General features: G+C 65.3%; 20 protein-coding genes and 1 pseudogene. 13 read left to right on the plus strand and 8 right to left on the minus strand.

Annotated features, from left to right (window positions below; genetic code table 11):
• Positions 1–117: 117 nt before the first annotated feature.
• Entirely contained in the window at positions 118–2130 is a 2013-nt protein-coding gene (locus NG701_RS00960) for a M3 family metallopeptidase (RefSeq protein WP_252563520.1), read from the minus strand.
• 84 nt (positions 2131–2214) lie between these two features.
• On the opposite strand from NG701_RS00960, the gene NG701_RS00965 reads away from it, so the two are divergent.
• Entirely contained in the window at positions 2215–3486 is a 1272-nt protein-coding gene (locus NG701_RS00965) for a CapA family protein (RefSeq protein ID WP_252563523.1), read from the plus strand.
• Between the two features lie 36 nt (positions 3487–3522).
• On the opposite strand, the gene NG701_RS00970 is transcribed toward NG701_RS00965, so the two are convergent.
• Positions 3523–4290: a type 1 glutamine amidotransferase gene (locus NG701_RS00970; protein ID WP_252563527.1), complete on the minus strand. Its 768-nt coding sequence runs from the start codon at positions 4288–4290 to the stop codon at positions 3523–3525.
• Positions 4287–5579, minus strand: a complete 1293-nt coding sequence (locus tag NG701_RS00975; protein ID WP_252563530.1) for a Mur ligase family protein — start codon at positions 5577–5579, stop codon at positions 4287–4289. The genes NG701_RS00970 and NG701_RS00975 overlap by 4 nt, the downstream gene beginning before the upstream one ends.
• A 91-nt stretch (positions 5580–5670) precedes the next feature.
• On the opposite strand from NG701_RS00975, the gene pdxT reads away from it, so the two are divergent.
• The 9 genes from pdxT to NG701_RS01020 all read left to right on the plus strand — a co-directional run bounded on the left by pdxT (position 5671) and on the right by NG701_RS01020 (position 15562).
• Positions 5671–6381 (plus strand): pyridoxal 5'-phosphate synthase glutaminase subunit PdxT, encoded by a 711-nt coding sequence (pdxT, locus tag NG701_RS00980; protein ID WP_252563533.1) that lies wholly within the window; start codon positions 5671–5673, stop codon positions 6379–6381.
• A gap of 3 nt (positions 6382–6384) precedes the next feature.
• Positions 6385–7140 carry a YebC/PmpR family DNA-binding transcriptional regulator gene (locus NG701_RS00985; RefSeq protein ID WP_252563536.1) on the plus strand — a complete coding sequence of 252 codons (756 nt, stop codon included), beginning with the start codon at positions 6385–6387 and terminating at the stop codon, positions 7138–7140.
• A 35-nt stretch (positions 7141–7175) separates the two neighbouring features.
• Positions 7176–7754 carry a crossover junction endodeoxyribonuclease RuvC gene (ruvC, locus tag NG701_RS00990; protein WP_185260676.1) on the plus strand — a complete coding sequence of 193 codons (579 nt, stop codon included), beginning with the start codon at positions 7176–7178 and terminating at the stop codon, positions 7752–7754.
• 90 nt (positions 7755–7844) lie between these two features.
• Entirely contained in the window at positions 7845–8489 is a 645-nt protein-coding gene (ruvA, locus tag NG701_RS00995; protein WP_252563539.1) for a Holliday junction branch migration protein RuvA, read from the plus strand.
• Positions 8482–9570, plus strand: coding sequence for a Holliday junction branch migration DNA helicase RuvB (ruvB, locus tag NG701_RS01000; RefSeq protein WP_252563542.1), 1089 nt, complete (start codon positions 8482–8484; stop codon positions 9568–9570). Before ruvA ends, ruvB begins: the two co-directional genes overlap by 8 nt.
• Before the next feature lie 183 nt (positions 9571–9753).
• Complete coding sequence (gene yajC / locus NG701_RS01005) at positions 9754–10140, plus strand: preprotein translocase subunit YajC (protein ID WP_252563545.1); 387 nt, start codon at positions 9754–9756, stop codon at positions 10138–10140.
• Between the two features lie 111 nt (positions 10141–10251).
• Positions 10252–12009 carry a protein translocase subunit SecD gene (secD, locus tag NG701_RS01010; RefSeq protein ID WP_252563548.1) on the plus strand — a complete coding sequence of 586 codons (1758 nt, stop codon included), beginning with the start codon at positions 10252–10254 and terminating at the stop codon, positions 12007–12009.
• Positions 12009–13031 carry a protein translocase subunit SecF gene (gene secF / locus NG701_RS01015; protein ID WP_252563551.1) on the plus strand — a complete coding sequence of 341 codons (1023 nt, stop codon included), beginning with the start codon at positions 12009–12011 and terminating at the stop codon, positions 13029–13031. The genes secD and secF overlap by 1 nt, the downstream gene beginning before the upstream one ends.
• Positions 13032–13168: 137 nt before the next feature.
• On the plus strand, positions 13169–15562 hold the full coding sequence (locus NG701_RS01020; protein WP_305884414.1) for a RelA/SpoT family protein: 2394 nt from the start codon (positions 13169–13171) through the stop codon (positions 15560–15562).
• A gap of 108 nt (positions 15563–15670) precedes the next feature.
• On the opposite strand, the pseudogene NG701_RS21540 reads toward NG701_RS01020, so the two are convergent.
• The 3 genes and pseudogenes from NG701_RS21540 to NG701_RS01035 all read right to left on the minus strand — a co-directional run.
• A pseudogene (locus NG701_RS21540) lies at positions 15671–16129 on the minus strand (type IV toxin-antitoxin system AbiEi family antitoxin); the annotation flags it as partial.
• A gap of 124 nt (positions 16130–16253) precedes the next feature.
• Positions 16254–17900 carry a DUF349 domain-containing protein gene (locus tag NG701_RS01030; RefSeq protein ID WP_252563557.1) on the minus strand — a complete coding sequence of 549 codons (1647 nt, stop codon included), beginning with the start codon at positions 17898–17900 and terminating at the stop codon, positions 16254–16256.
• Positions 17901–17967: 67 nt separating this feature from the next.
• On the minus strand, positions 17968–18768 hold the full coding sequence (locus NG701_RS01035) for a peptidylprolyl isomerase (protein ID WP_252563560.1): 801 nt from the start codon (positions 18766–18768) through the stop codon (positions 17968–17970).
• A gap of 232 nt (positions 18769–19000) precedes the next feature.
• Between NG701_RS01035 and hisS the strand changes: the two genes are divergently transcribed.
• Entirely contained in the window at positions 19001–20386 is a 1386-nt protein-coding gene (gene hisS / locus NG701_RS01040) for a histidine--tRNA ligase (protein ID WP_252563562.1), read from the plus strand.
• Between the two features lie 134 nt (positions 20387–20520).
• Here hisS and NG701_RS01045 read toward each other — a convergent pair whose 3' ends face one another.
• On the minus strand, positions 20521–21777 hold the full coding sequence (locus tag NG701_RS01045; RefSeq protein ID WP_252563565.1) for an APC family permease: 1257 nt from the start codon (positions 21775–21777) through the stop codon (positions 20521–20523).
• 109 nt (positions 21778–21886) lie between these two features.
• On the opposite strand from NG701_RS01045, the gene aspS reads away from it, so the two are divergent.
• Entirely contained in the window at positions 21887–23674 is a 1788-nt protein-coding gene (gene aspS, locus NG701_RS01050; RefSeq protein ID WP_252563568.1) for an aspartate--tRNA ligase, read from the plus strand.
• Positions 23675–23743: 69 nt separating this feature from the next.
• On the plus strand, positions 23744–24562 hold the full coding sequence (locus NG701_RS01055) for a GNAT family N-acetyltransferase (protein ID WP_252563571.1): 819 nt from the start codon (positions 23744–23746) through the stop codon (positions 24560–24562).
• Positions 24563–24630: 68 nt separating this feature from the next.
• Here the strand turns inward: NG701_RS01055 and NG701_RS01060 are convergent.
• On the minus strand, positions 24631–25250 hold a 620-nt coding region (locus NG701_RS01060; RefSeq protein ID WP_252563574.1), incomplete at its 5' end, for a hypothetical protein.

Genomic DNA, 25250 nt, shown 5'->3' on the forward strand with positions numbered 1-25250 from the left:
GTCACTTTTCGAAGGTGGCCCGCCGCCGTCGTCCGCTAAACCCATCTGACTCGCAGTTAACGTCGCGAAATTCGCTTTTCACGACGTTAAGTGCCAGTCAGTTGGGGGAGTGGTGCGTTAGTCGAGGCCGCGGCGTTTCAACAGGGGCTCCAGCCGGGCGTCGCGGCCGCGGAGCGCGCGGAAGGATTCCAGCGGGTCCCGGCTGTTGCCGCGGGAGAGCAGCTCCTGGCGGAAGCGTTCGCCGTTGGCGCGCGTTAGACCGCCGTTCTCGGTGAACCAGTCCACGGTTTCGGCATCCAGCACCTCACTCCAGATGTACGAGTAATAACCGGCCGCATAGCCGGCTCCCGCGAAGATGTGCTGGAAATAGCCGGTGCGGTATCGCGGCGGGATCAGGGCATGAGCCACGCCCGCGGCTGCTAGGGACTTCGCCTCGAACGCCAGGACGTCGTCGGGGATTCCGGTTTCGTCCAGCACATGCCAGGCCAGATCCAGCAGCGCAGCGCCGAGGTATTCCGTGGTCCCGAAGCCTTCGCCCCAGAGCCGTGAGTCGTTCAGCTTGTCCACAACCTGCTGCGGAAGCGGTTCGCCGGTGGCGTGGTGCCGGGCATAATTTGCCAGCACCTCCGGCCACAGGATCCACATCTCGTTGACCTGCGACGGGTATTCCACAAAGTCGCGGGGGACGGCAGTCCCGGCGAACCGCGGATACGTCACGTTCGACAACAAGCCGTGGAGTGCGTGTCCGAACTCGTGGAACGTGGTGCGCAGCTCGTCCAGCGTCAGGAGCGTGGGTTCGCCTGCCGGCGGCTTGGAAATATTGAGGTTGTTGATCACCACCGGCCGGGTGCCGAGCAGGTCCGACTGGTCCACCAGCGAGTTCATCCAGGCCCCGCCCCGCTTGGATTCGCGGGTGTAGTAGTCTCCCAGGAACAACCCCAGCCCGCTGCCGTCCTGGTCCCGGACCTCCCAGACGCGGACGTCCGGGTGGTACCCTGCGAGGTCCTTCCGTTCGTGGAAGGTGATGCCGTAGAGGGATGTGGCGGCGAAGAAGACGCCGTCCCGGAGAACGCGGTCCAGCTCGAAATAGGGGCGGAGTGCCTGCTCGTCCACGGCATACTTTTCCCGCCGCACCTTGGCTGAGTAAAACGCCCAGTCCCAGGCCTCCAGCGGATGCCCTGCCGCCTCGGTCAGGGCCGCAGCCTCGGCGTCGGCATTACGGACCGCGGCGGGGGCCAGCCTTTTCAACATGGACTGGACCGCCTCAAAGTCGCGGGCCGTTTGGCGGTCCGCCACGAGTTCGGCATAGTTGGCGAAACCCAAAAGGGCTGCCTTTTCAGCGCGCAGGCGGGCCGTCGACCTGACCAGTTCCAGGACGTCGAGGCCACCGCCGTCACTGCCCCGGCCGATCGAGGCCTCAAACAGCCGACGGCGGACGTCCCGATTTTCCAGGGCAGCCAGGGCGGGCTGGTCGCTGGGCTGGATGAGCGTCAATAGGAATTTTCCGTGGTGGCCAACGGCGCGGGCCGCCTCAGCGGCGCTGGCGACATCGTCTGCCGGCAAGCCGGCCAGCTCGTCTGCTGTGTCCAGCAGCAATGCGGCCGATTTCATGGCCTCCTTCACGCGCTGGCCAAACTCCGTGCCCAGTTTGGACAGCTCCGCGTTGATTTCCTTCAGCCGTTCCTGGCCCGGCTTCTCGAGCTGGATCCCGGACTGGCGGAACTCCTTCACGTACTCCTCCACGATCCGGACGGACTCAGGGTCAAGCCCGGAGGTGTCAATCGCCGCGAACCTGTCGAACAGTGCGCGATTGAGGTAGATCTCGTCCTGATGGGCCGAAATGCGGGGTGAGAGTTCAGTTTCCAGGTCACGGATTTCGTCAGTTGCGTCGGCGGAGGCAACGGTGAGGAAGGAGTCCGCCGCCCGGTGGAGCAGTTGGCCGGACTTCTCCACGGCCAGGGCCGTATTCTCGAAGTCCGCCGGCACCGGGTTGTCCACGATCGCCTGGATTTCCACCAGATGTTCCGCCAGGCCAGCGTCGATGGCATCGGCGTAATCGGATGGTTTCATCCGGGCAAAAGGCGGCAGCCCATAGGGCAGGGCGCTGGCGCTGAGGAGGGGATTCGTCATCACGCTAACCTTTCATAGTGCCGCTTGCTTCTCAACGCGCGGCTTTGCGGAATTTGCGCGCCGGCCAGATCTACAATGACGCCTATGGGGAAAAGGTTGGGCGCTGCTTCGGTGCGCGCTGTTGCTGTTCCTTCCGCTGCTGCGGTGTCCGCCGGCATCCTGGCCGCGGCGCTGCTGGCAGGATGCGGCCTGGTCGCCGAACAGGCCGTTCCTTCCTCCGGTGCAGCTGCGAGTACCGGCGCCGGGACAAGGCAGCCAAGCCCGACGGCGACCCCCACCCCGACGCCCACTCCCACGCCCGGCGCCGGGCCGGCGTGTCCCACGCTGCGGTGCACGTCCGTCCTCGTGACCGGCGACATGCTGGTCCACACCCAGCTCTGGCAACAGGCCCGCGACGATGCCGCCGCAGCAGGCAAACCAGGGCTGGACTTCACCCCGCTCCTCGAAGGCCAACGCAAGTACATCCAGGCCAGCGACCTGGCCATCTGCCATCAGGAAACGCCCGTGGCCGGGCCCGATGGCCCGTTCTCCGCGTACCCGTCGTTCAACGTCCCGCCGCAGATCATCACGGCCGCTAAGGCGGTGGGGTACCAGGCCTGTACCACCGCGAGCAACCACACGATCGACCGGAGCACGGACGGCGTACTGCGTACCCTGGACGCCCTGGATGCGGCGGGGCTGAAGCACACCGGTTCCTACCGCACCGAGACCGAGTCGCAGGGAATCCTGATCCTGCAGACCAACGCCGCCAAGATTGCCATCATCCAGGGAACCTACGGGCTCAACGGCCAATACCCTGAATACGACTGGCAGGTGGACATGCTGGATGCGCCCACCATGATCGCCAAAGCCGTGAAGGCACGGGCCCTGGGTGCAGACATCGTGCTTGGTGCTATGCATGCCGGCGACGAGTACGCGAGCCAGGCGAACGCCCAGCAGCAGGACGTGGCGCATGCCTTGGTGGACAGCGGCCAGTTCACCATGATTTACGGCCACCACACGCACTCGGTGCTGCCCATCGAAAACTACAAGGGAACCTGGATCGTCTACGGTCTGGGCAACGGGGTCACGGAACTATCGCCTTGGTATGTAGTGAACAATGAGGGCCTGCTGGTGCGGGCTCAGTTCAGCCAGGACGCTGCCGGCAAGTGGATGGCGTCGGACCTGGCCTGGGCCCCCTCGGTGATTGTCCGCGATCCGTACCGCTGGTGCTCGGTGGCAACCGATGCGCCGCAGGGCGTCTGTTCAACTCCCGAGGCCGACGCCGCTACCAGGGTGAGGACCGCCACGGTGGTGGACTCGATGGGCGCGGCTGCTGCGGGCGCGCACGAACTGCTGATCTCCAAGGATCCCTGAGACAGTTCGACGGGGAAATCGTCAGCGCAGCGCTACTCAGCGCGGCCGGCGCGCAGCGTGCTCCCGGGCCAGCACTGCGTAGCTGTCGTCCGGTGCGCCGGCTGTGAAGGTGCCGTATTTACGCTCGGCGGCGGTCGTGATGAGGAAGTCTGCGATGGCGGGGTTCTTGGGTAGGAGCGAACCGTGCAGGTAGCTGGCCACCACATTCTTGTAGCGTGCGCCCTCGTGACCGTCGCTGCTGTTGTTGCCGGTACCTTTCGCGGTGGTCCCCAACGGCCGGACGCCCGTACCCAGCGTGGTCTGCCCGCTGTGGTTCTCGTATCCCAGCACCTCGCCGAACTCTTCGGTGGCCACCCTGACGTTGCCGATCAGGCGCTCGTCCGTGCCGTGTGTCTCCACGTCCAGGACGCCGATGCCCGGTATGACCGAGCCTAAACGGGTCTTGAAGAAGCGCCCGAACAGCTGGTACAGCCCGCAGATCACCAGCATCGGTACGCCGTCCTCGGCCAGCTTCGTGAGGACGCCGGCCTGCGACTGCAGGTCGTCTTTGATGACCAGCTGTCCGCTGTCCTGGCCGCCGCCGCCGACAATCAGGTCCACATCGGCGGGAAATTCGTCGCCGACGTTGTACTCGAGCAGCTCCGGGGTGTAGCCGTGCCAGCTGATCCGCTGCTTGAGCACCAGGGCGTTGCCCCAGTCGCCGTAGATGTTCATGTCCCGCGGGTAGAGCTGCAGGACCCGGATGGTCCCCTTGGAATTCTGTTCGACGCCGTCCGGCCCGATGCCGGTTGATTCAGCGGTCATGAGACCACCTCCACTGTGGTGATTTTGGACAGCTCGCGGCGGATGGCCAGCATGGCTGTGTAGGTGCAGAAGATCCGCTTCGGTTTGCCGCTTGCGTCCCGAATGAACGCGGCGAGGGCGGGCGCGATCTCCGGCTGGACGCCGCCGATCCGGACGTCGTCATACTGCAGCCGCAGCGCCATGTCGTAGGCCCGGGACCCGGTCAGCTGGTCCACGCCGCCGCTGCGGAGCGAATCGAATTCCACGTCCCAGAGCCAGGACATGTCCCGGCCGTCGGCATAGTTGTCGTTGATGGCGATCATGGTGGCGTAACCGCCCGCCGGGAAGGACTTCAGTCCCAGCCGGAAACCGCTGGGGTTCTTCACCAGGACCAGGTCCAGCGGCTGGCCGCCCACCGTGAGGCTCTCGCCGCGGCCGAACGCCGGCTCCACCTGGGACAGCGCGGTGAGCAGGGTGGCGTGGTCTGCGGTGGCCGCACCGCCGCCGCATATGCTGCGGGCCAAGGTCAGCGCCGCAGCCGCGTTAAAGATGTTGTAGACGCCGCGGAGCTTCATCCCGGTGGTGACCGTGGCGCCGTCGTACTCAAAATCGGCGGTGTCCGGCCCCACTTTGCGGAGTACGACGTCGGCCGCTGGCTTGTGGGGGAGCGCTGCGGGGGCGGGGCTGCCGGGCGCTGCCCGCATGTCGTCGTCGTTGGGGAAGGTGCTAAGGAGGGAATCGTCCAGGCCGAAGTACTCGACGTCCTTGCCGGTGAGGGTTTCTGCGATCCGGGAGACCCGGGGATCTTCCCTGTTGAGGACTACTGTTCCGGTGGTTTTGTCGGCGATATGCTGCAGCAGTTGGGCCGTTTTGTCGATCTCGCCGAACCGGTCCAATTGGTCGCGCAGGACGTTGAGCAGGAGGCTGTACCGGGGCGGAACACGGTTCACAAAATGCGTAGCGTGGGCTTCGTCGAGCTCCAGGACGGCGACGTCGGCGGCGAGCCTGCCGCGCCAGTCCACCTCGCCCAGCAGGGCGGCCGCCACGCCGCGGGTGAAGTTGCTTCCCGTGCGATTGGTGAAGACCTTCAGGCCCTGGCTTTCCAGGAGTTCCACCACCATCTTTGTGGTGGTGGTTTTGCCGTTGGTTCCGCTCACCACGGCAACGCCGTGGGGGAGCGTGGCGAGCGTCCGCTGCATAAAGCCGGGATCGATTTTCTCGACCACGAGCCCGGGCAGCGCGGACCCTCCACCCCTGAGCCGGGAAACCCGGCGGACCAGCTTGCCGAGCGGAACACTGATGTAAAGCATGCTCTGTAATATATCCCAGCAAGGGCATAGAACCCTTCCCGGGAAGCGCTTCCGGCGCCGCCCCGGGACCCGCGCACATTATGCTGATTGGATGACAAACCCCCTTTCGGCTGCTTCTGCACGCGTGGGCTCGGGCCTGCGGATCGGCGTCCTGGCACTTCAGGGCGACTTCCGCGAACACCTCCGGGCCGTGGAAGCCGCCGGTGCCGCCGGCGTCGGAATCCGCCGGCCCTCCGAACTGGACGGCCTGGACGGCCTCATCATTCCCGGCGGCGAATCCACGGCCATCGACAAACTGGCCCGCGCCTTTGAGCTGGCCGTTCCGTTGAGGGACCGGATCCGCGACGGACTGCCGGTCTACGGTTCCTGCGCCGGGATGATCCTCCTCGCCGACGAGATCGCCGACCCGGCCACAGACCTGGCCGGCAACCCGCAGCAGACCTTCGGCGGCCTGGACATCACAGTGCGGCGCAACGCCTTCGGCCGCCAGCGCGAGTCATTCGAAACGGACCTGGATTTCAAGGGTCTTGGCTTCAGCGCCACGGAATCCGGCGTTGCCCCAGTCCACGCAGTGTTCATCCGAGGCCCTTGGGTGGAACGCGTCGGCGCCGGCGTGGAGATCCTGGCCCAGGTGGAGCCCGCAGACCCTGAGCACGCGTCCCACGCGGCGAGTCTGCCGGGGACAGCTAGAATTGTTGCAGTGCGTTCCGGCCACCTGCTGGCCACCTCCTTCCACCCGGAAGTGACTGGGGAGAAACGCGTACATGAACTTTTTATCCGCATGATCAGAGGAGACGCGTAAAGCATGTCAGGACACTCCAAATGGGCAACGACCAAGCACAAGAAGGCCATCCTCGATAGCCGCCGCGCAAAATCGTTCGCCAAGCTGATCAAGAACATCGAAGTCGCTGCGCGTATGGGCGGACCGGACCTCGCCGGCAACCCCGGCCTGGAACTCGCCGTCACCAAGGCCAAGAAGACCTCCGTTCCGGCCGACAACATCGACCGCGCCATCAAGCGTGGTGCCGGCCTCACCGGCGAAGTGGTTGACTACACCGAGATCATGTACGAATGCCGCGGCCCGCAGGGTTCGGCGCTGCTGATCGAGTGCCTCACGGACAACAAGAACCGCGCCGCCTCCGAGGTCCGCCTGGCCATCTCCCGCAACGGCGGCACCATCGCCGATCCCGGTTCGGTCAGCTACCTGTTCAGCCGTAAGGGCGTCGTCTCGCTGCCGAAGAACGGCCTGAGCGAGGACGACGTACTGATGGCCGTCCTCGACGCCGGAGCCGAGGAAGTCAAGGACAACGGCGACAGCTTTGAGATCCACTCCGAGCCGACCGACCTCCAGGCCATCCGCGATGCCCTCAAGGAAGCCGGAATCGAGTACGAGACCGACGAGGCCGAGTTTGTGCCGTCCATGCAGGTTCCGCTGGACCTCGACGCCGCGAAGAAGTTCATGAAGCTCGTGGACGCCCTGGAAGAGCTCGACGACGTCCAGAACGTCTACAGCAACGCCGACCTCAGCGACGAAGTCCAGGCCGCCCTGGAAGCTGAGTGACCTTCCGCTTTGTGGCCTAGGGCGGATGTCCCAGGGTGACCTTGCGCGTATTGGGCGTTGACCCGGGCCTCACCCGGTGCGGCATCGGCGTGGTCGACGTCGAACGGAACCGGCGGGCCACGATGGTGGCCGTCGGGGTGGTGGGCACCTCTCCCGAGGAGACCCTGGACCAACGCCTGCTGGTGATTGCCTTGGCCATCGACGAGTGGCTGGACCGCTACGAGCCGCACGTGCTCGCCGTCGAACGCGTTTTTTCCCAGCTCAACGTCAGCACGGTGATGGGGGTGGCGCAGGCCTCCGGTGTGGTGATTGCCGCGGCGGCCCGGCGCGGGATCCCGGTGGCACTGCACACGCCGTCGGAGGTGAAAGCAGCCGTGACCGGCAGCGGCACCTCCAACAAGGAAGCCGTGACCAAACTCGTCACAAAAATCCTCCGGCTGGACGCGCCGCCGCGGCCGGCGGACGCTGCAGATGCCCTTGCCCTGGCCATCACCCACGCCTGGCGGGCGGGCAGCGGCGCCGCCGTGGCCACCACCGGCCCCGGCAGCCTCTCGCTGACTCCGGCCCAGCGCGCCTGGGCCGACGCCGAGGCGAAAGCGCGCCGCGGGCGCTGAATGTCCGGGGCGCTTGCTAGGGTATTCGTAGATATGTTCGGATAGCCGGTCCTGTTCCCAGGAGCCCGGCAGTACACCAGGAGCCCGGCTTTGATCAGTTTCCTTCGCGGAACCGTTGCGCACGTTGGCCTTTCCACTGCCGTAATCGACCTCAACGGGGCGGGCATGAGCGTCAACGCCACGCCGCAGACCCTCAGCCGCCTCCGCACCGGCGAGGAAGGTAAGCTCTTCACCTCGCTGATCGTGCGCGAGGATTCACTCACCCTGTACGGCTTTGCCTCCGACGACGAACGCGAAGTTTTTGACGTCCTGCTAAGTGTCAGCGGCGTGGGCCCGCGGCTCGCACTGGCGGTGCTCGCCGTGCACGAGCCTGAAGCGATCCGGGTTGCTGCCCACACAGGTGACAGCAAAACGTTTACGACGGTGCCAGGCATCGGCCCCAAGGTGGCCGGACGGATCGTGCTGGAACTGGCTGGCAAGCTGGTGCCGCGCGGCACGGCAGGTGCCGCCGGTGCGTCCACGCCGGCCGAAGCAGCCTGGAAGCCCCAAGTGGTGGCGGCCATGACCAGCCTCGGCTGGTCGGAAAAGGACGCGGCTGCCAGCATTGAGAAGGCCCTTGCGGACGATCCCGAGGTTGAATTCCGTGGCAATGTGGCCGAAATCCTGCGGACCACGCTGCGCTGGCTGGGCCAGGACGGCGCGCGGGCCGGCAACCGCGTAGGCAGCCGTGGCTGAGCCTTCGGTGGTGGCGGCTGGGGAGGAACCAGAGGAACGGGTGATCGAAGCCGCCCTCCGGCCGAAGAACCTGGATGACTTCGTGGGCCAGCACCGGGTCCGCCGGCAACTCTCGCTGGTCCTGCAGGCCTCCCGGATGCGGGGACGCAGCGCGGACCACGTGCTGTTCTCCGGCCCTCCAGGCCTGGGCAAAACCACCCTTGCCATGATCGTGGCTGCTGAAATGAACGCGCCACTGCGGATCAGCAGCGGTCCGGCCATCCAGCACGCCGGGGACCTCGCCGCCATCCTCTCCTCGCTTTCCGAAGGGGAGGTCCTGTTCCTGGACGAGATCCACCGGATGTCACGGCCGGCAGAGGAAATGCTTTACATGGCCATGGAAGATTTCCGTGTGGACATTGTGGTGGGCAAGGGCGCCGGGGCCACCGCCATTCCGTTGGAACTCCCGCCCTTCACCCTGGTGGGTGCCACCACGCGCGCCGGTCTGCTGCCCGGACCGCTCCGGGACAGGTTCGGGTTCACCGGGCATTTGGAGTTCTACAGCGTGGCCGAGCTCGAACTGGTGCTCAGGCGCTCCGCCGGCCTGCTGGACCTCAAGGTCAACTCTGCGGGCTTCAGCGAAATTGCCGGCCGGTCCCGCGGTACGCCGCGTATTGCCAACCGCCTGCTCCGCCGGGTCCGGGACTGGGCACTCGTGCATGGGATTGAGCAGATTGATGCCCGCGCCGCTTCCGCTGCCCTGGACATGTATGAAGTGGACAAGCGAGGCCTGGACCGGCTGGACCGGGCAGTCCTGGAGGCACTCATTACGAAGTTCGGCGGGGGACCCGTGGGACTTTCTACCCTGGCCATTGCGGTGGGGGAGGAGACCGAGACCGTGGAAACGGTGGCGGAACCGTTCCTGGTGCGCGAAGGCCTGCTGGGCAGGACGCCCAGGGGACGCATCGCCATGGCTCCGGCCTGGACCCACTTGGGCTTCGCCGTACCGGCCGGAGTTTTCGGGCAGGAGCCGCTTGATCTGTTCGAACCGGACCCGGAAAGCGCCGCGTCCACGCCCGAATGGGCACCGAACGGTCAATAGCACTGTCGTCCCAGCTTTTCCCTTTAGACTGGTATGACACCCGGCACGTTCGGGTCTGTGTTCCCGCGGCGGCTCCGAGGAGCCGTTGCCCGCCCGGCACAATTTTTCTGCAACGGGGAACGACGCGGACGCTGCCAAACACCCGATACGCCAGTACAGAACGGAATCTTCCCTGTGGATCCAATGAACATCGTCTTGTTCGCAATGCTCGGAATCTTTATCTTCATGATGTTCCGCCGCAACAAGAAGACCAAGGAGCAGCAGGCAACGCTGCAGTCCCAGTTCGAGCCTGGTGTCGAGGTCATGACGAGCTTCGGACTCTTTGGCCGGATTGTCTCCATGGACGACGCCGAGAACAAGGTTGTCCTGGAACTCTCGCCCGGGAACCTGGCCACCGTCCACCGCCAGGCAGTGACCAAGATCGTGGAGCCTGTCGAAGCCGAGACTCCGGCCGTTCCGGATGACGCCTCCTCCCTGACCACTGAAGAAGCGGGCACCCCGACGGCATCCGCCGAAACCCCGGACGAGACCCTGAAGCGCCTCAACGACGAGGGCAAGAAGGACAACTAGTCCTCGCCGCACGGCAGCCCGCGTTACAACACCTCTACGGCTGGGGACAACCGCCGGTGGGACTGATAGCTCCCGCCGGTGGTTCCTCCGTAAATAAGAGAAAGATCGACAATGGCACGAACTGGCCCTAACAACTCAGGTCTGAGGGTACTGGTGTGGCTCGGCGTAGTCCTAGCCGTGCTGACCGCCGTCCTGGCCGGCGGCACCCTTGCCGGACAGGCAAGCTGGGCACCCAAGCTGGCACTGGACCTCGAGGGTGGCACCCAGATGATCCTGGCGCCTAAGGTTGAGGGCGGTTCGGACATCAATGAAGAGCAGCTCAACCAGGCCGTAGCCATCATCCGCCAGCGTGTGGATGGTTCAGGTGTTGCCGAAGCGGAAATCAGCACGCAGTCCGGCCGCAACGTAGTGGTCAGCCTGCCGGGTACACCCACGAAGGAAACCCGGGACCTGATCCAGGCCTCCGCGGACATGAACTTCCGTCCGGTATTGCTGAACGGAGACGGCGCGCCCGTCCCCACGGAATCCCTCACCCCCGAAGACCAGCTTCCGAAGCCCACGGCAGAACCCGCCAACGGCAGCGATATCAACTGGATCACCGCGGACATCTACCGGCAGTTCGAAACCATGGACTGCAACAATCCTGCGCCGGAGAGCCCGGAAGCCTCGGATCCCGCCAAACCCCTTGTTACCTGCGAACCGGCAACTGAGACCACGCCGGCCATCAAGTACATCCTGGGTCCGGTGGAGGTCAAGGGCGGCAACATTGTCACGTCCTCCTTCCAGCTCCAGCAGGGTGCGCAGGGCGCTGTGACCAACGACTGGGCCGTTAACATCCAGTTCGACGACGAAGGCACCGCCAAGTTCAAGACAGTCACCGAACGCCTGAACCAGTTCTACGTGGCAGCCGGCGGCGAGACCGGCAACGACCCGAAGGCGCAGTTCGCCATCGTTCTGGACGACCAGGTCATTTCCGCGCCGCGCTCCTTGGCAGTCATCACCGACGGACGTCCCCAGATCACCGGCGGCTTCACCGAACAGACCGCCAAGGTCCTTTCCGACCAGCTCCGCTTCGGCGCGCTCCCCATCAGCTTCGAGATCCAGAGCGACCAGCAGATCTCTGCCACCTTGGGTGGCGAACAGCTGCGCATGGGCCTCCTTGCAGGCATCATCGGCTTGCTCCTAGTGGTGGTCTACTCACTCTTCCAGTACCGAGCCTTGGGCCTGGTAACCATTGCATCGCTGGTGGTGGCCGGCGCCCTCACCTATCTGGCCATTGCCCTCCTGGGCTGGACTGAAAACTACCGGCTTTCCCTGGCCGGCGTGGCTGGCATCATCGTTGCCATTGGCCAGACCGCTGACTCGTTCATCGTCTACTTTGAACGCATCCGAGATGAACTCCGTGAAGGCCGTGGATTGGTCTCCGCCGTGGAGAACGGCTGGAAGCGGGCCAAGCGCACGGTCCTTGCCTCCAAGGCCGTGAACCTGCTGGCCGCCCTGGTGCTGTACTTTGTGGCTGTCGGCAACGTCCGCGGGTTCGCTTTCACGCTGGGTCTGACGGCCATTGCCGACCTCATCGTGGTCTTTATGTTCACGCACCCGACGCTGCAGCTCCTGGCGCGCACCAAGTTCTTCGGGGAGGGCCACCCGTTCTCCGGCCTGGACCCCAAACGTCTGGGTGTTGTGCCCCTGTACCGCGGCGCCGGGCGCCTGCGGACGCCGGAGGCCAAGCCTTCCGTGGTCCGCGCCAAGAACACCGGCGCGGTCGCCGAGGCTGAACGACGCATGACCATCGCAGAACGCCGCCTCGCGGAAAAGCAGGAGCAGCTCAGCGGCTCCTCCAAGAGCGCAGCCAAGGAGAACAAGTAATGTCCAGTAGCTTCGCCAATTTCGGCAACGAGCTCTACACCGGGAAGCGCTCCTACAACTTCGTCGGGGCCAAGAAACTGTGGTTCCTCATCGCGGCGGTGGCGGTGGCGCTGTCCATCCTCCTTCCGGTTGCCAAGGGCGGCTTCAACCTTGGCATCGAATTCCGCGGCGGTTCAGAGTTCACCGTCTCCAACGTGCAAAGCACCGACTCGGCCCTGGGTGAAAAGGTTGTCGAAGACGTTGTGGCCGGCAGCGTTCCCCGTGTGGCCAATGTCGCCGGTACCACCATGCGGATCCAGACGGACAAGCTCACGGACGACGAGACCCTCAGGATCAAGGAAGGCCTCACCTCGGCCTACGGCGTCACCGACAACGAGGTGACATCAACCTTTATCGGACCCACCTGGGGCGCGGATGTCACCAAGCAGGCCCTGATCGGCCTCCTCGTCTTTGTGGCCCTGGCCGCTGTGCTAATGGCGCTGTACTTCCGGACCTGGAAGATGTCGCTGTCCGCGATGGCTGGAATGCTGGTGACGATGTTCATCACCGCCGGCGTGTATGCGCTCAGCGACTTCGAGGTAACGCCCTCAGCCATCATCGGGTTCCTGACGGTGCTCAGCTACTCCTTGTATGACACGGTGGTGGTCTTCGACAAGATCCGTGAGAACACCGCTGACCTCGATGCGTCCACGCGCCGCACTTTCGGTGAGGAAGTCAACCTCGCCGTCAACCAGACCCTGGTGCGTTCCATCAACACCATGATGGTGGCCATACTCCCGGTCGGTGCCATCCTATTCATCGGGGCCGGCCTGCTGGGGGCCGGCACGCTGCGCGACCTGTCGCTGGCACTGTTCGTCGGAATTCTGATCGGTACGGCGGCCACCATATTCATCGCTGCGCCGATGTATGCCTGGCTGCGCCAGAACGAACCTGACCTGCTGAAGCAGGCGAAACGTGTTGAACACCGCAGGTCCGCGAACAACTCCCGGACCGAAGAATCGGCTGAGCCCGCAGGGGCCTGACCTTTCGCACCAAAGCGGGCCGGGCGCCGTCGGAATACCGACGTCGCCCGGCCCGTTTCGCATTTAGGCGCCGGTTACATAAGTGAACTGGCGGGGGAATAGACTGGGGTAATTAACCAGTCGTGAGGGGTGCTTCATTGGAAGAACGTTCGGCGTCGGTGCCAACGGCAGGCGGGGATAACAGTCCGGGACACGGAGTTCAGACCGGACTGACCGCTTCCGCGCGCCCGGCGCCGGTTGTTCCCGTGGACAATTCGGGCGCCCGCCCAACATTTCCCGGCCGCCGCGAGCGTACCCGCTCCCGCCTGGCCCGGCTGACCGGCCGCGGCACGGCAACCTATTCGCCCATTCTTGAGCCGCTGCTGCGTACTGTCCGTGCGAACAACCCCAAAGAAGATTTTGATCTCATCCAGCGCGCCTTCGAGGTGGCTGAGCAGAGCCACCGCGGGCAGAAGCGGAAGAGCGGTGATCCCTACATCACCCACCCCGTGGCCGTAGCCACCATCCTCGCTGAGCTGGGCCTCAGCGGAGCCACCCTCGCCGCGGCGCTGCTGCACGACACGGTCGAGGACACCCCTTACACGCTGGCGGACCTCAAAAGGGACTTCGGTCCAGAGGTTGCCATGCTGGTGGACGGCGTCACCAAGCTGGACAAAGTCAGCTTCGGTGAAGCCGCGCAGTCAGAGACCGTCCGCAAGATGGTTGTAGCCATGGCCAAGGACATCCGGGTCCTTATGATCAAGCTCGCGGACAGGCTCCACAACGCCCGTACCTGGCGGTTTGTCTCCGCGGAGTCGTCGGCCCGAAAAGCCCGCGAAACCCTGGAAATATTCGCGCCCCTGGCCCACCGCCTGGGCATGAACACCATCAAATGGGAGTTGGAGGACCTGTCCTTCGCGGCCCTCTATCCAAAGGTCTATGAGGAAATCGTCCGGATGGTGGGCGACCGCACCCCGGAACGGGAGAAAAGCCTCGGCGTCATCCGGGACCAGATCACCGACGACCTACGTACCGCCCGGATCAAGGCCACCATTACCGGCAGGCCGAAGCACTATTACTCGATCTATCAGAAGATGATCGTCCGGGACAAGGATTTCGACGACATCAACGACCTCATGGGCGTCCGTGTACTCGTCGATTCGGTCCGGGACTGTTACGCCGCCCTGGGCACCATGCATTCGCGCTGGAACCCGCTGCCGGGGCGTTTCAAAGACTACATCGCCATGCCCAAGTTCAATATGTACCAGTCACTGCACACCACAGTGATCGGACCCGGCGGCAAGCCCGTGGAGATCCAGATCAGGACCCACGAAATGCACCGCCGTGCTGAGTACGGCGTGGCCGCACACTGGAAGTACAAGGATCAGCCCAACCGAACGGCTGTGGGGCCGGGCAGCCCCCGCGACGGCGACATGGGCTGGCTGAGGTCCCTGGTTGACTGGCAGCAGGAAACGTCCGATCCCGGAGAGTTCCTGGACTCGCTGCGGTTTGAGATCAACGCCCGCGAAGTCTTTGTCTTTACCCCCAAGGGTGAAGTCATGGCACTGCCCGCCGGATCGACTCCGGTGGATTTTGCCTACTCCGTCCACACCGAAGTGGGACATCGCACCATCGGCGCACGGGTCAACGGCAAGCTCGTGCCCTTGAACAGCGAGCTGAACCACGGTGACTGGGTTGAGATCTTTACCTCCAAGGCCGAAGGTGCCGGGCCCAGCCAGGACTGGCAGCATTTCGTCAAGAGTGCCCGAGCCCGGAATAAAATCCGTCAGTGGTTCAGCAAGGAACGGCGCGAAGAAGCAATTGACCGCGGCAAGGAACTGCTGACACGGGCGATGCGCAAACAGAACCTGCCCCTGCAGCGCTTGATGACGCACGAGGCCCTCGCGGCGGTAGCCGCAGAGTTCAAGTACCTTGACATCTCGGGCCTCTACGCCGGCGTAGGGGACGGTCATACGTCAGCGCAGTCGGTCATGGAGAAACTCGTTGAAAGCCTGGGCGGCAACGAGAGCACTGACGACGACATCACTGAAGTCAGCATCCCCACGCAGGTGGCCAAAACCAAGTTCTCCGATTCCGGCGTGGTGGTGCGCGGCGTTGGCGATGTCTGGGTGAAGCTCGCGCGCTGTTGCACGCCCGTTCCGCCGGATCCGATTCTCGGCTTTGTCACCCGCGGCTCCGGTGTTTCGGTGCACCGTACGGACTGCACCAACATTTCGGATCTCCGGGACCAGCCCGACAGGATTGTCGAGGTGGACTGGGCACCCACCCAGTCAAGTGTTTTCCTGGTGGAGATCCAGGTTGAGGCGCTTGACCGGAAGTCCCTGCTCTCGGACGTCACGCGCGTCCTGTCCGAGAACCACGTCAACATTCTGGCGGCCAGCGTGAACACCTCCACCGACAGGGTGGCCATCTCCAGGTTCGCCTTCGAGATGGGCGACCCCAAGTACCTCAGCCACGTCCTCAGTGCCGTGCGGCGCATCGACGGCGTGTTCGATGTCTACCGGACCACCGGCAACAAGCGCCGGAGCTAACAGGGCCAGCTTTTCCAGTGCGGCCCGTTTGTGCGGGAGACGCGGGCTGGCCTCGATGGCCAGGATCAGCAGGCGCAGCCGCACGTCCCGCTCCGGGCGGGCCAGCAACCTCGCCAGCGCTGGCAAGGCCCGGTGGGCGTCGACGTGCAGGGCGATGTCGACGGCAGTGCGCAGGGGACTGGACACCATCAGCCCGCCCATGCTGACAACGTCGAACGGACCAAGCCGGACTTCATGGAGCGTGCAGCCCCGGGTGTTGCGGAGGCTCGAAATCCGCCGCTTCGCATCCACAAGCAACGCCAGCCGGTCCGGTTCAGCCGCACAGCCGTAGATCCACGCCGCCGTCATCCGCCCGGCCACCACTCGCTGCCTGACCGCTGCCGGAACCGCGTTGGCCACCGTCCTGGCCCGCACCTGGGGTGACGCGGGAGCGTCTGGCAGCGTAAACCCGTGCTGGTGGAACTGCGCCAGGACGCCGTCAGCTGCCAACGACTGGAGTTCGGGCCACGCGAAAGGCTTCCCCGGCGAATACAGGTCCGGGTATTGGGGTGGTGAGGAGGTGGCCATCCCTCCATCCTGCCGCGTCTTCCCTTAACGCGCACAGGCCCGGTTCCGGCTATGTGGATAACCGGGACCGGGCCCATGCGTCCTGCGACGGGCGCCTGACGACAAGCGTCCTACAGACTACTGACTAGGAAAGCTCGCTGGCCGAGCGCTGGATCTGGTCCAACCAGGCTTGCCTCGCCTCGAGGGCTTCGCGGGCCCCCTTGATCTTGCGCTGGTCGCCGGCTTTCTCGGCCTTGGCGAGATCGTCCTGCAGACCGGAAATGGCTGCTTCCAGCTGCGACAGGGCGCTGTTGGTGCGGGCCTTCGTCTCGGGGTTGGAGCGCTGCCATTTTTCCTCTTCGGCGTTGCGGACAGCGTCCTCCACCTTGCGGAGTCCCGCTTCGATGCGTCCCATGTCGGCGCGTGGGACCTTGCCGGCCTCTTCCCAGCGGTCGCGGACAGACTGGAGCGCCTTCTTGGCCGCGGCCAGGTCCTTGACCGGCAGGATGGTGTTCGCTTCGACGAGGAGCGCTTCCTTCACCGTGAGGTTGGCGGCGTATTCCTGGTCGATCTCCTCGTTGGCTGCCTGCCGGTGTGTGAAGAACACATCCTGGGCGGCACGGAAACGGGCCCAGAGGGCGTCGTCGTCCTTGCGGCTGGCGCGCGGTGAGGCCTTCCATTCATCCATGAGCCGGCGGTATTCGCCTGCGGCGAAGCCCCAGTCAGTGGATGAGGACAGGGCCTCGGCTTCTGCGATGAGCTTCTCCTTGGCCGATTTTGCGGCCGAGTTGGTGCTGTCCAGCTGGGAGAAGTAGGCGCGGCGGTGACGGTCGAAGACGGTGCGGGCGGCACGGAACCGCTTCCACAAGGCGTCCTCGTTACTGCGCCCAAGCCGGATGCCGCCCTTCTGGGCTGTCTTCCAGCTTTCAAAAAGGTCGTTCATCCGGGCGCTGGAGGTCTTCCATTGGATCTGTGCGGGATCCTGCCCCGAGATCTCTTCGGCTTCGGCCACGATGGCCTCGCGGGCCGCGAGCTCGGCGGAGCGAACGGCGTCGTGTTCCGCCTTCTCTGCCTTTTCGAGTTCGGCGATCTGCACTGAAACAGCGTCCAGCCGTGCTTCGGTGGAACGGAGGTCTCCCACCATGTTCCGCTCTGCGAGCTGCTCGCGCAGGTGTGTGACGGTCTTCTGCATATCGGTGCTGGGCGCCTTGGAGCTGATGCGCTGTTCCAGGAGCAGGACCTGCGCAACAATGTCGTCATGCTTCCGTGCGAAGTAGGCAAGGGCTTCGTCATTGCTGACGCCGGGGTACTGGCCCACCGCGTGCTCATCGCCGTCGATCGTCAGGAATACGTGGCCGTCACCCTCGACACGGCCCCACTTAGCGGCTTCCGCCAGCGAGGTCGCGGAGGCGACGGGTGCCGGTGCTGCCGCAGGTGCGGCCGCTGCCGGTTTGGGCCGGGCGGCGAAGGCTGCCGGTGACGGGGCGGGTCGAGCTGCCGGAGCAGGCACGGGTGCCGGAGCCGGGGCTTCTTCAGCGGGAGCCTGAACAGCCGCGCTCTCATCACCGGCCGCGCTCTCTTCCACCGGGTCCGCTGTGGCCTCGGCAGCTTCGGTCTGGACGGCCACGCCCTCTGGATCCACGCCTTCTGGATCCACGTCCGCTTCAGCCACGGTTTCGTCAACCGTGTCCTGTTCGGCGGTTGCCTGGACAGCGTCTGCCTGGTCAGCCACGGGGGCCGTTACCTCGGTCAGGTCTGCTGCTGTTTCGTCGGATTTCTGACTGTCTGTCACCGCTAAAAGTCTTTCGCTTGGAGGGAAATACTCACGTACTGCACCGCGGCCGTAATGGCCTGGCTTCCTACTTCAGAGAAACCGAGTCTATCGTGACTGGTTGCACAGGTGCGCCGTCTGATGCGCTGGAGCCGGGGGTGATTCCCGCGGCGGCGATGGCGGTCACTGCTTCCATTCCGGAGGTCACCTTGCCCACCACCGTATAGCCCCCGGCGGAGTCGGCGGGAATCACTGTGTCTTTGTAGACCACAAAGAACTGCTTGCCGTTACCGTAGGCGTTGTCGCCGGACCGGGCTATGGCAATCGTGCCCGCAGGGTAGGTGTTGTCTGCCGGGGTGTTTTCGAGGGGTCCCCAAGTGTAGTCGGGGTCGGCGGCAGCGGAGGCGCCGCCGCACTGCAGCAGCCCGAAGGTTTCTCCCGTGGTCAGCCGGTGGCACGCGCTGCCGTTGTAGAAGCCCTCGTCCGTCAGTGCTTTGAAGACCGCGGCAGCCTGGGGTGCCTTGGCACCGTCGATTTCGACGCCGAGCACGTTCCCGTTCAGTGCCAGTTCACCAGTGAACACCTTCCCGGTGGCAGTGTCCGGGGCCGGGATGTTCGCGCCGTTCGTGGCGGGCGCGGAAGGCGTGGGGGAGTCGCTTGGGCTGGTCAGGCCAGCCTCCGCGGCGGCGAATTCCTGTTCAGTGGGATTGCCGGCAAAGACAGTGAACTGAAGCACGACGGCGAGCAGGACGGCGGCGGTTCCGGCGCAGGCAGCGATGAGGTTGTCGCGCTTGCGGCGTTTCTCCTGGTCCCGCCGCAGCTCGCGCTTTGCCTCCATCTGCTGGATGCGCCGTTTGGCTTCGCGGGCGCTGCGTGAACTGGCCGCCAATGGTCCTCCTTGTATCGGGCCGCGTCCGGTAGGAACTGAATCCGGAGGCGGTTGTCTGCCGGCAGCGTTGCGGTGCCGGCCGCCGTATTAGAGATGCCGGCGGATGACGCATAAACTGACTGCCGCACATAGTTTATGCATGAGTTGCCAGACTGCCGCCGTTCCCCGCCCGTTTCGGGCGGAATGCCGGGCAAAGTCCCAGGCACCCTTCATCAAGAGGAGAACATCCACCATGGCACGCACAGCCTCCCTGTCCGGATTCCCCGAGTGGCTTCCCGAGGAGCGGCTGGTGGAGCTGCACGTGCTGGACACCCTGCGCAAGGTTTTTGAGCTGCACGGATTCGCGTCCATCGAAACCCGTGCCGTGGAAACCGTGGGCCAGCTGCTGCGCAAGGGTGAGATTGATAAGGAGGTCTACGGCCTCAGCCGCCTTCAGGACGACGACGCCGACACCTCCGACGCGGGCAAGGCCGGCAAAGCTGACCCCAACGCCCTCGCTCTCCACTTCGACCTCACGGTGCCTTTTGCGCGGTACGTCGTTGAGAACGCCGGGTACCTGGCGTTCCCGTTCCGGCGCTACCAGATCCAGAAAGTCTGGCGCGGGGAGCGCCCGCAGGAAGGCCGGGCCCGCGAATTCACCCAGGCAGACATCGATGTGGTGGGCGACGGCGAGCTGCCGTTCCGCTATGACGTGGAGATTGCCCTGGTCATTGCCGAAGCCTTGAGCGCACTGCCGATTCCGGACTTCCGCCTCCGGATCAACAACCGCAAGCTTGCCGAGGGCTTCTACCGCGGCATCGGCCTGGATGACACCGCCGGCGTGCTCCGCAGCATCGATAAGCTGGAAAAGATCGGCGCAGCCAAGGTCGCAGAGCTGCTCAAGACCGAACTGGGTGCTACTGATGACCAGGCGCAGGCCGCGCTGAAGCTGGCAGGAATCCGTACCGAGGACACCTCGTTTGTGGCCCAGGTCCGAGCGCTCGGCGTGACGAACGACCTCCTTGAGGAGGGCCTGAATGAGCTGGAACAGGTGATCGAAGCGGCCGTGCAGCGCGCGCCGGGCAAGGTTGTTGCCGATCTCAGCATCGCCCGCGGCCTGGATTACTACACCGGCACGGTGGTGGAGACGGTCCTGGTGGGCCACGAACAGCTCGGTTCCATCTGCTCCGGCGGCCGCTACGACGCGTTGGCGAGCAAGGGCAACCGCAAGTTCCCCGGCGTCGGCCTCTCCATCGGTGTGACGCGGCTGGTGTCGCGCATCCTGAGCCAGGACCTGGCCAAGGCCTCCCGTTCGGTGCCCACCGCCGTGCTGGTGGCGCTCACCACTGACGAGAGCTGGGGTGCCGCGCAGGATGTTGCCGCCCAGCTCCGCAGCCGGGGCATCGCCACCGAAGTCGCTGCCAAGGCCGAGAAGTTCGGGAAGCAGATCAAATTCGCGGACCGCCGCGGGATCCCGTTCGTCTGGTTCACCGACGACGACGGCAAGCACCAGGTCAAGGACATCCGGTCCGGCGAGCAGGCCGACGCCGATCCCGCAACCTGGACTCCGCCGTCGGAAGACCTTAACGTCCAGGTCACAACAGTCCAGGTGCCGACGGCAGCCGGCCAGCAGCCCTGACACTGACGGCGATGGAGCCCAGCGGCAGCCTGAACGGGGCACTTCGACACGGACTCACCGCACTCTAGGTCTGGTTCCCTGGGTTGGTGCCCCAAAGTGCCCCACGACGGCGTGGCTTGCGCCTGAATGGCCAGCTAGCGGCGCAGCCGAAGCACCACGAACCGTCCGGCCGCTCCGGCGGCCAGCACAGCGGCCATCCCCGACACCGAGGCGGGCGGCAGTGTGAAGGCCAGCAGCAGGCAACTGGTGAAGCCAGCCACATTGAGCCACCTCGGGCCGTGGGTGGGGTGCTCCTCCAGGGTGTACGCAGCGGCGTTCGTCACCGCGTAGTAGATGAGCACACCGAAGCTGGAGAACCCCACCACCGTCATCACGTCAGTGGCCAGGATCAGGAAAATCACGACGGCGGCCACCGCCAGTTCCGCCACGAACGGCACCGTGTGCTTGCCGCCCACCCGGGCCAGAGGCGCCGGCAGATCGCGTTCCCGCGCCATGGCCAAGGTGGTACGGCCCACTCCGGTGATGAGTGCCAGCAACGCGCCAAGGCACGCTGCTGCCGCGCCGGCCTGGACCACTGGCGCGCCGGCTGCGAGCTGAGAATTAGCCACGGCTTCCAGCAGCGGGGCCGCAGTGGCGGCCAGCCGGCCTTCGGCCAAGTGGTTTTGGAGCAGCAGCGCCAACGCCAGGTAGATGACGAAGGCGCCGGCGAGGGCAGCCAGGATCGCACGCGGAATGGTCTTGGCCGGGTCCTTGACTTCCTCACCGAGGGTGGCGATGCGCGCATAGCCTGCGAAGGCGAAGAACATCAGGCCGGCGGCCGGCAGCACCCCCTCGATTCCCCCCGAACCGCCAGCAAGGGACGAGCCAGCGGACGTCCCGCCGGACGGATGCGGCCCCACGATCGCGGCAACGGCAACAAACACCAGGGTGGCCAGGACAACGACCAGCAAGATCCTGGTCAGGAACGCTGTGCGGGTAATCCCGAACAGGTTCACAGCGGTCAACGCAACCACCGCAGCGATGGCAACCGGCACGGCGTAGCCCGGTGCCACGTAGTGGCCGAACGTCAGCGCCATCGCGGCGCAGGAGGCCGTCTTGCCGCTGACAAATCCCCAGCCAGCCAGGAAACCAGGCCATTCCCCCAACCGCTTCCGGCCGTACACGTACGTTCCACCGCTGGCCGGATACCGTGCAGCCAACTCTGCGGAGGCTGCCGCGTTGCAGTAGGCCACGGCACCCGCGATCAGGACAGACAGGACCAGGAAATTTCCGGCCAGGCCCGCGGCCGGGGCGAAGACCACAAAAACGCCGGCCCCCAGCATGGAGCCAAGGCCGATGGACGTGGCGTCAAACACGCCAAGCCTGCGTTGAAGCTGCTGGTGCTCGGACATGGGGGAGGCGGGCCTTTCCAGCGGGTAAACTCAGACGGGATTGTTCCCGGAACGATCCTATGCAGTTTTATCTTTTGTTTTCCTGCTGTCGTCTTCAGAAAGGCGTGCTGTGCTGCGCACACATGACCTCGGATCCCTTCGCTCCGAGCACATTGGACAAACCGTAACCCTGGCCGGCTGGGTGGGCCGCCGTCGTGACCACGGTGGTGTTGCATTCGTGGATCTGCGCGATGCGTCCGGCGTGGCCCAGGTTGTGGTCCGTGAGGAAGAGGTCTTCCACGGTCTGCGCAACGAGTACGTCCTGCAGATCACCGGCACCGTCTCCAAGCGCCCCCAGGGCAACGAAAACCCCGCCCTGGCCACCGGCGCCATTGAGGTCATGGCGGACAAGGTGGTTATCCTCAACACTTCAGATCCGCTGCCGTTCCAGATCGACGAGCACGTGGAGGTCGGTGAGGAAGCCCGCCTGAAGCACCGCTACCTCGACCTGCGCCGCCCCGGCCCCGCCCGCAACCTCCGGCTGCGCTCAGAAGCCAACCGGATTGCCCGTGAACTGCTCCACCAGGACGGCTTTGTCGAGATTGAGACCCCCACGCTGACGCGTTCGACGCCGGAAGGCGCCCGCGACTTCGTGGTCCCCGCCCGCCTGGCGCCGGGTTCCTGGTATGCGCTGCCGCAGTCCCCGCAGCTTTTCAAGCAGCTCCTGCAGGTGGGCGGTTTCGAGAAGTACTACCAGATCGCGCGCTGCTACCGCGACGAGGACTTCCGCGCCGACCGCCAGCCCGAGTTCACCCAGCTGGACATCGAAGCCAGCTTTGTGGACCAGGACGACATCATTGCCCTGGGCGAAAACATCGTCAAGGCGCTGTGGAAGCTGATCGACGTCGAGATCCCGACGCCCATCCAGCGCATCACCTACGCAGACGCGATGGCGCGCTATGGCTCGGACAAGCCCGATCTCCGTTTCGGCGTGGAGCTGACGGAACTCACCGAATTCTTCAAGGACACCGGCTTCGGCGTCTTCAAGGCCCCGTATGTCGGCGCCGTGGTGATGCCCGGCGGCGCTTCCCAGCCGCGACGCACCCTGGACGGCTGGCAGGAATTCGCCAAGCAGCGCGGCCACAAGGGCCTGGCCTACGTCCTCTTCAAGGAAGACGGCGAACTGGCCGGCCCGGTTGCCAAGAACCTGAACGAAACCGAGCGTGCAGGCCTCGCCGACGCCGTGGGCGCCAAGCCAGGCGACTGCATCTTCTTCGCCGCCGGTGAGAAGTCAGCGGCCCGCGCCCTCCTGGGTGCTGCCCGCGTGGAGATCGGCCACCGCACCGGCCTGATCGATCCCAGCGCCTGGGCCTTCTGCTGGGTGGTTGACGCCCCCATGTTCGAACCGGCCGCCGCAGCGGTGGCGTCCGGCGATGTGGCTGTTGGCGCCGGAAAGTGGACGGCCGTCCACCACGCCTTCACCTCGCCCAAGCCCGAGTTCATGGACACGTTCGACAAGGACCCGGAATCGGCCCTGTCCTACGCTTACGACATTGTCTGCAACGGCAACGAAATCGGCGGCGGCTCCATCCGAATCCACGAGCGTGACGTCCAGGAACGGGTGTTTGAACTGATGGGGCTGGACAAGGCAGACGCCCAGACCAAGTTCGGCTTCCTGCTGGAAGGCTTCAAGTTCGGGGCACCTCCGCACGGCGGCATAGCGTTCGGCTGGGACCGTGTGGTGGCACTGCTGGCGGGCGTTGAGTCCATCCGCGACGTCATTGCCTTCCCGAAGACGGGCAACGGTTACGACCCCCTGACGCAGGCTCCCGCACCGATCACGGCGCAGCAGCGCAAGGAAGCCGGCGTGGACTTCAAGCCCCAAACGAAACCGGAAGAGCCCAAAAAGGCCGAGTAATCCAAGCACCGCAGTCGAGAGGCTCCCCGGGAAACCGGGGGGCCTTTCGCATCGGAAGGGTGGTATGCCATGACAGCTCCAGGACCTGCTCCAGCCCTGCCCGGGCTCGAGTCGCTGATGGACGCTGCCTGGCCGGCCCCGGACCGAGAGGAATCCGACGGCTGGGTGCTTCGCGCGGCCTCCGGCGTGACTCAGCGCGCCAATTCGGTCTGGCCGCGCGAGCCGGAGGGCGACATCCACCGGCAACTCGAGGGTCTGCGTGCGGCGCGGCTCTGGTACCGCGGCCGGCGCCTGCCGCTGATTTTCCAGGTCTTCGATGATCCCCGCTCCACCGGACTGAATCTCGTCCTCGACGGGGAAGGCTTCACCCGGCAGTCCGAAACACTGGTGATGTGCCGGAGCAACGGCGCCGAGGCGGCGGGCCCACCTGCGGCGGCTCTGCTCGGCGTCGAGATCTTCACGGATCCCAGCGATGAGTGGCTGGAGCTGTGGTGGAGTGTGGATGGCCGCGGCGGCCCGGCCGATCGGGATACCGCACGCAGCATCCTGGCAGGCTGCCCGTCGCTCTATGCCCTGGTGAGGTCCGACGACGGCGTTCCCGCCGCCGTCGGCCGGCTCGCTGTCCCTCCCACCGGGGAGGCAGGAGGCAGTTGGGGCGGGCTGTACAGCATGGCCACCCGCCCGGGCGCCCGGCGACGCGGCCATGCCCTGCGGATCATGCAGGCACTCCTGCATGAAGGCCACGCGCGCAACCTGGCCGGCTACTGGCTGCTGGTCACCGCAGCGAACTCCGGAGCCCAGCAGCTCTACGCCAAGGCGGGATTCCAGGAAACCGGCCGCTACCTTTACCGGCAGGAACGGCCGAAGCGGCACCTGACCGGCTGTTGACGCCAGAAACGCGGCCGGCTGCAAGGCGGGCCCGTCCGCGGCAGGGGCTCCGCAAGGGCTCAGGCACATCATGGCTCGGGTACATCGATGCTTATCCCAAAGGGTTCGCGCCCGTCAGCCGGCCCGGTGGCGCCCGCGATCATCAACTTTTCGCGTGCGATCCCGATGGCGTAAATACTGAGATCCTCCTGTTCGAGTTCTGTGTGGTCAACAGGCCGGGCCGAGAATTGCCTGCCGTCGCCGCTGACCATAAGAACGGGAGTGTGATGGCGTGGCCGCCCTTGGGTTGCCAGCAGCACAAACCCTTCGCCGTTGACAGCCAGCCGGGGAAAGGCCACCTCCTGATCGGACGACGGCGCATCCAGGTCAGTTCCGTGCTCCCAGGTCAGTCCGTTGTCGCCGCTGGAGTAGGTCGAATAGCGAACGGGCTTCCCGGCGGAGCTCTGTTGCACCAGGGACACCGTCCGTGATGGCCCCGCAGTGAGTGACACAACACGGGCATCCGCATAGCCGTCGGCACGGGGGAGCAGCACCGGCGTCCAGGTCCGGGCGTCGGGGGATGACCACACCGCTGCGGTACTTAGCCTTGATCCACCGATCCGCCTGGGCGGATGAGCTGAATTCGGTTTCGGCTCGTTGTGCGGGCGAAGGGCGTGCTGGGGTGCCGGGCCTCGCTGCCCCTTGAGTG

This window comes from Pseudarthrobacter cellobiosi (assembly GCF_023913815.1).
Lineage (GTDB): Bacteria > Actinomycetota > Actinomycetes > Actinomycetales > Micrococcaceae > Arthrobacter > Arthrobacter cellobiosi.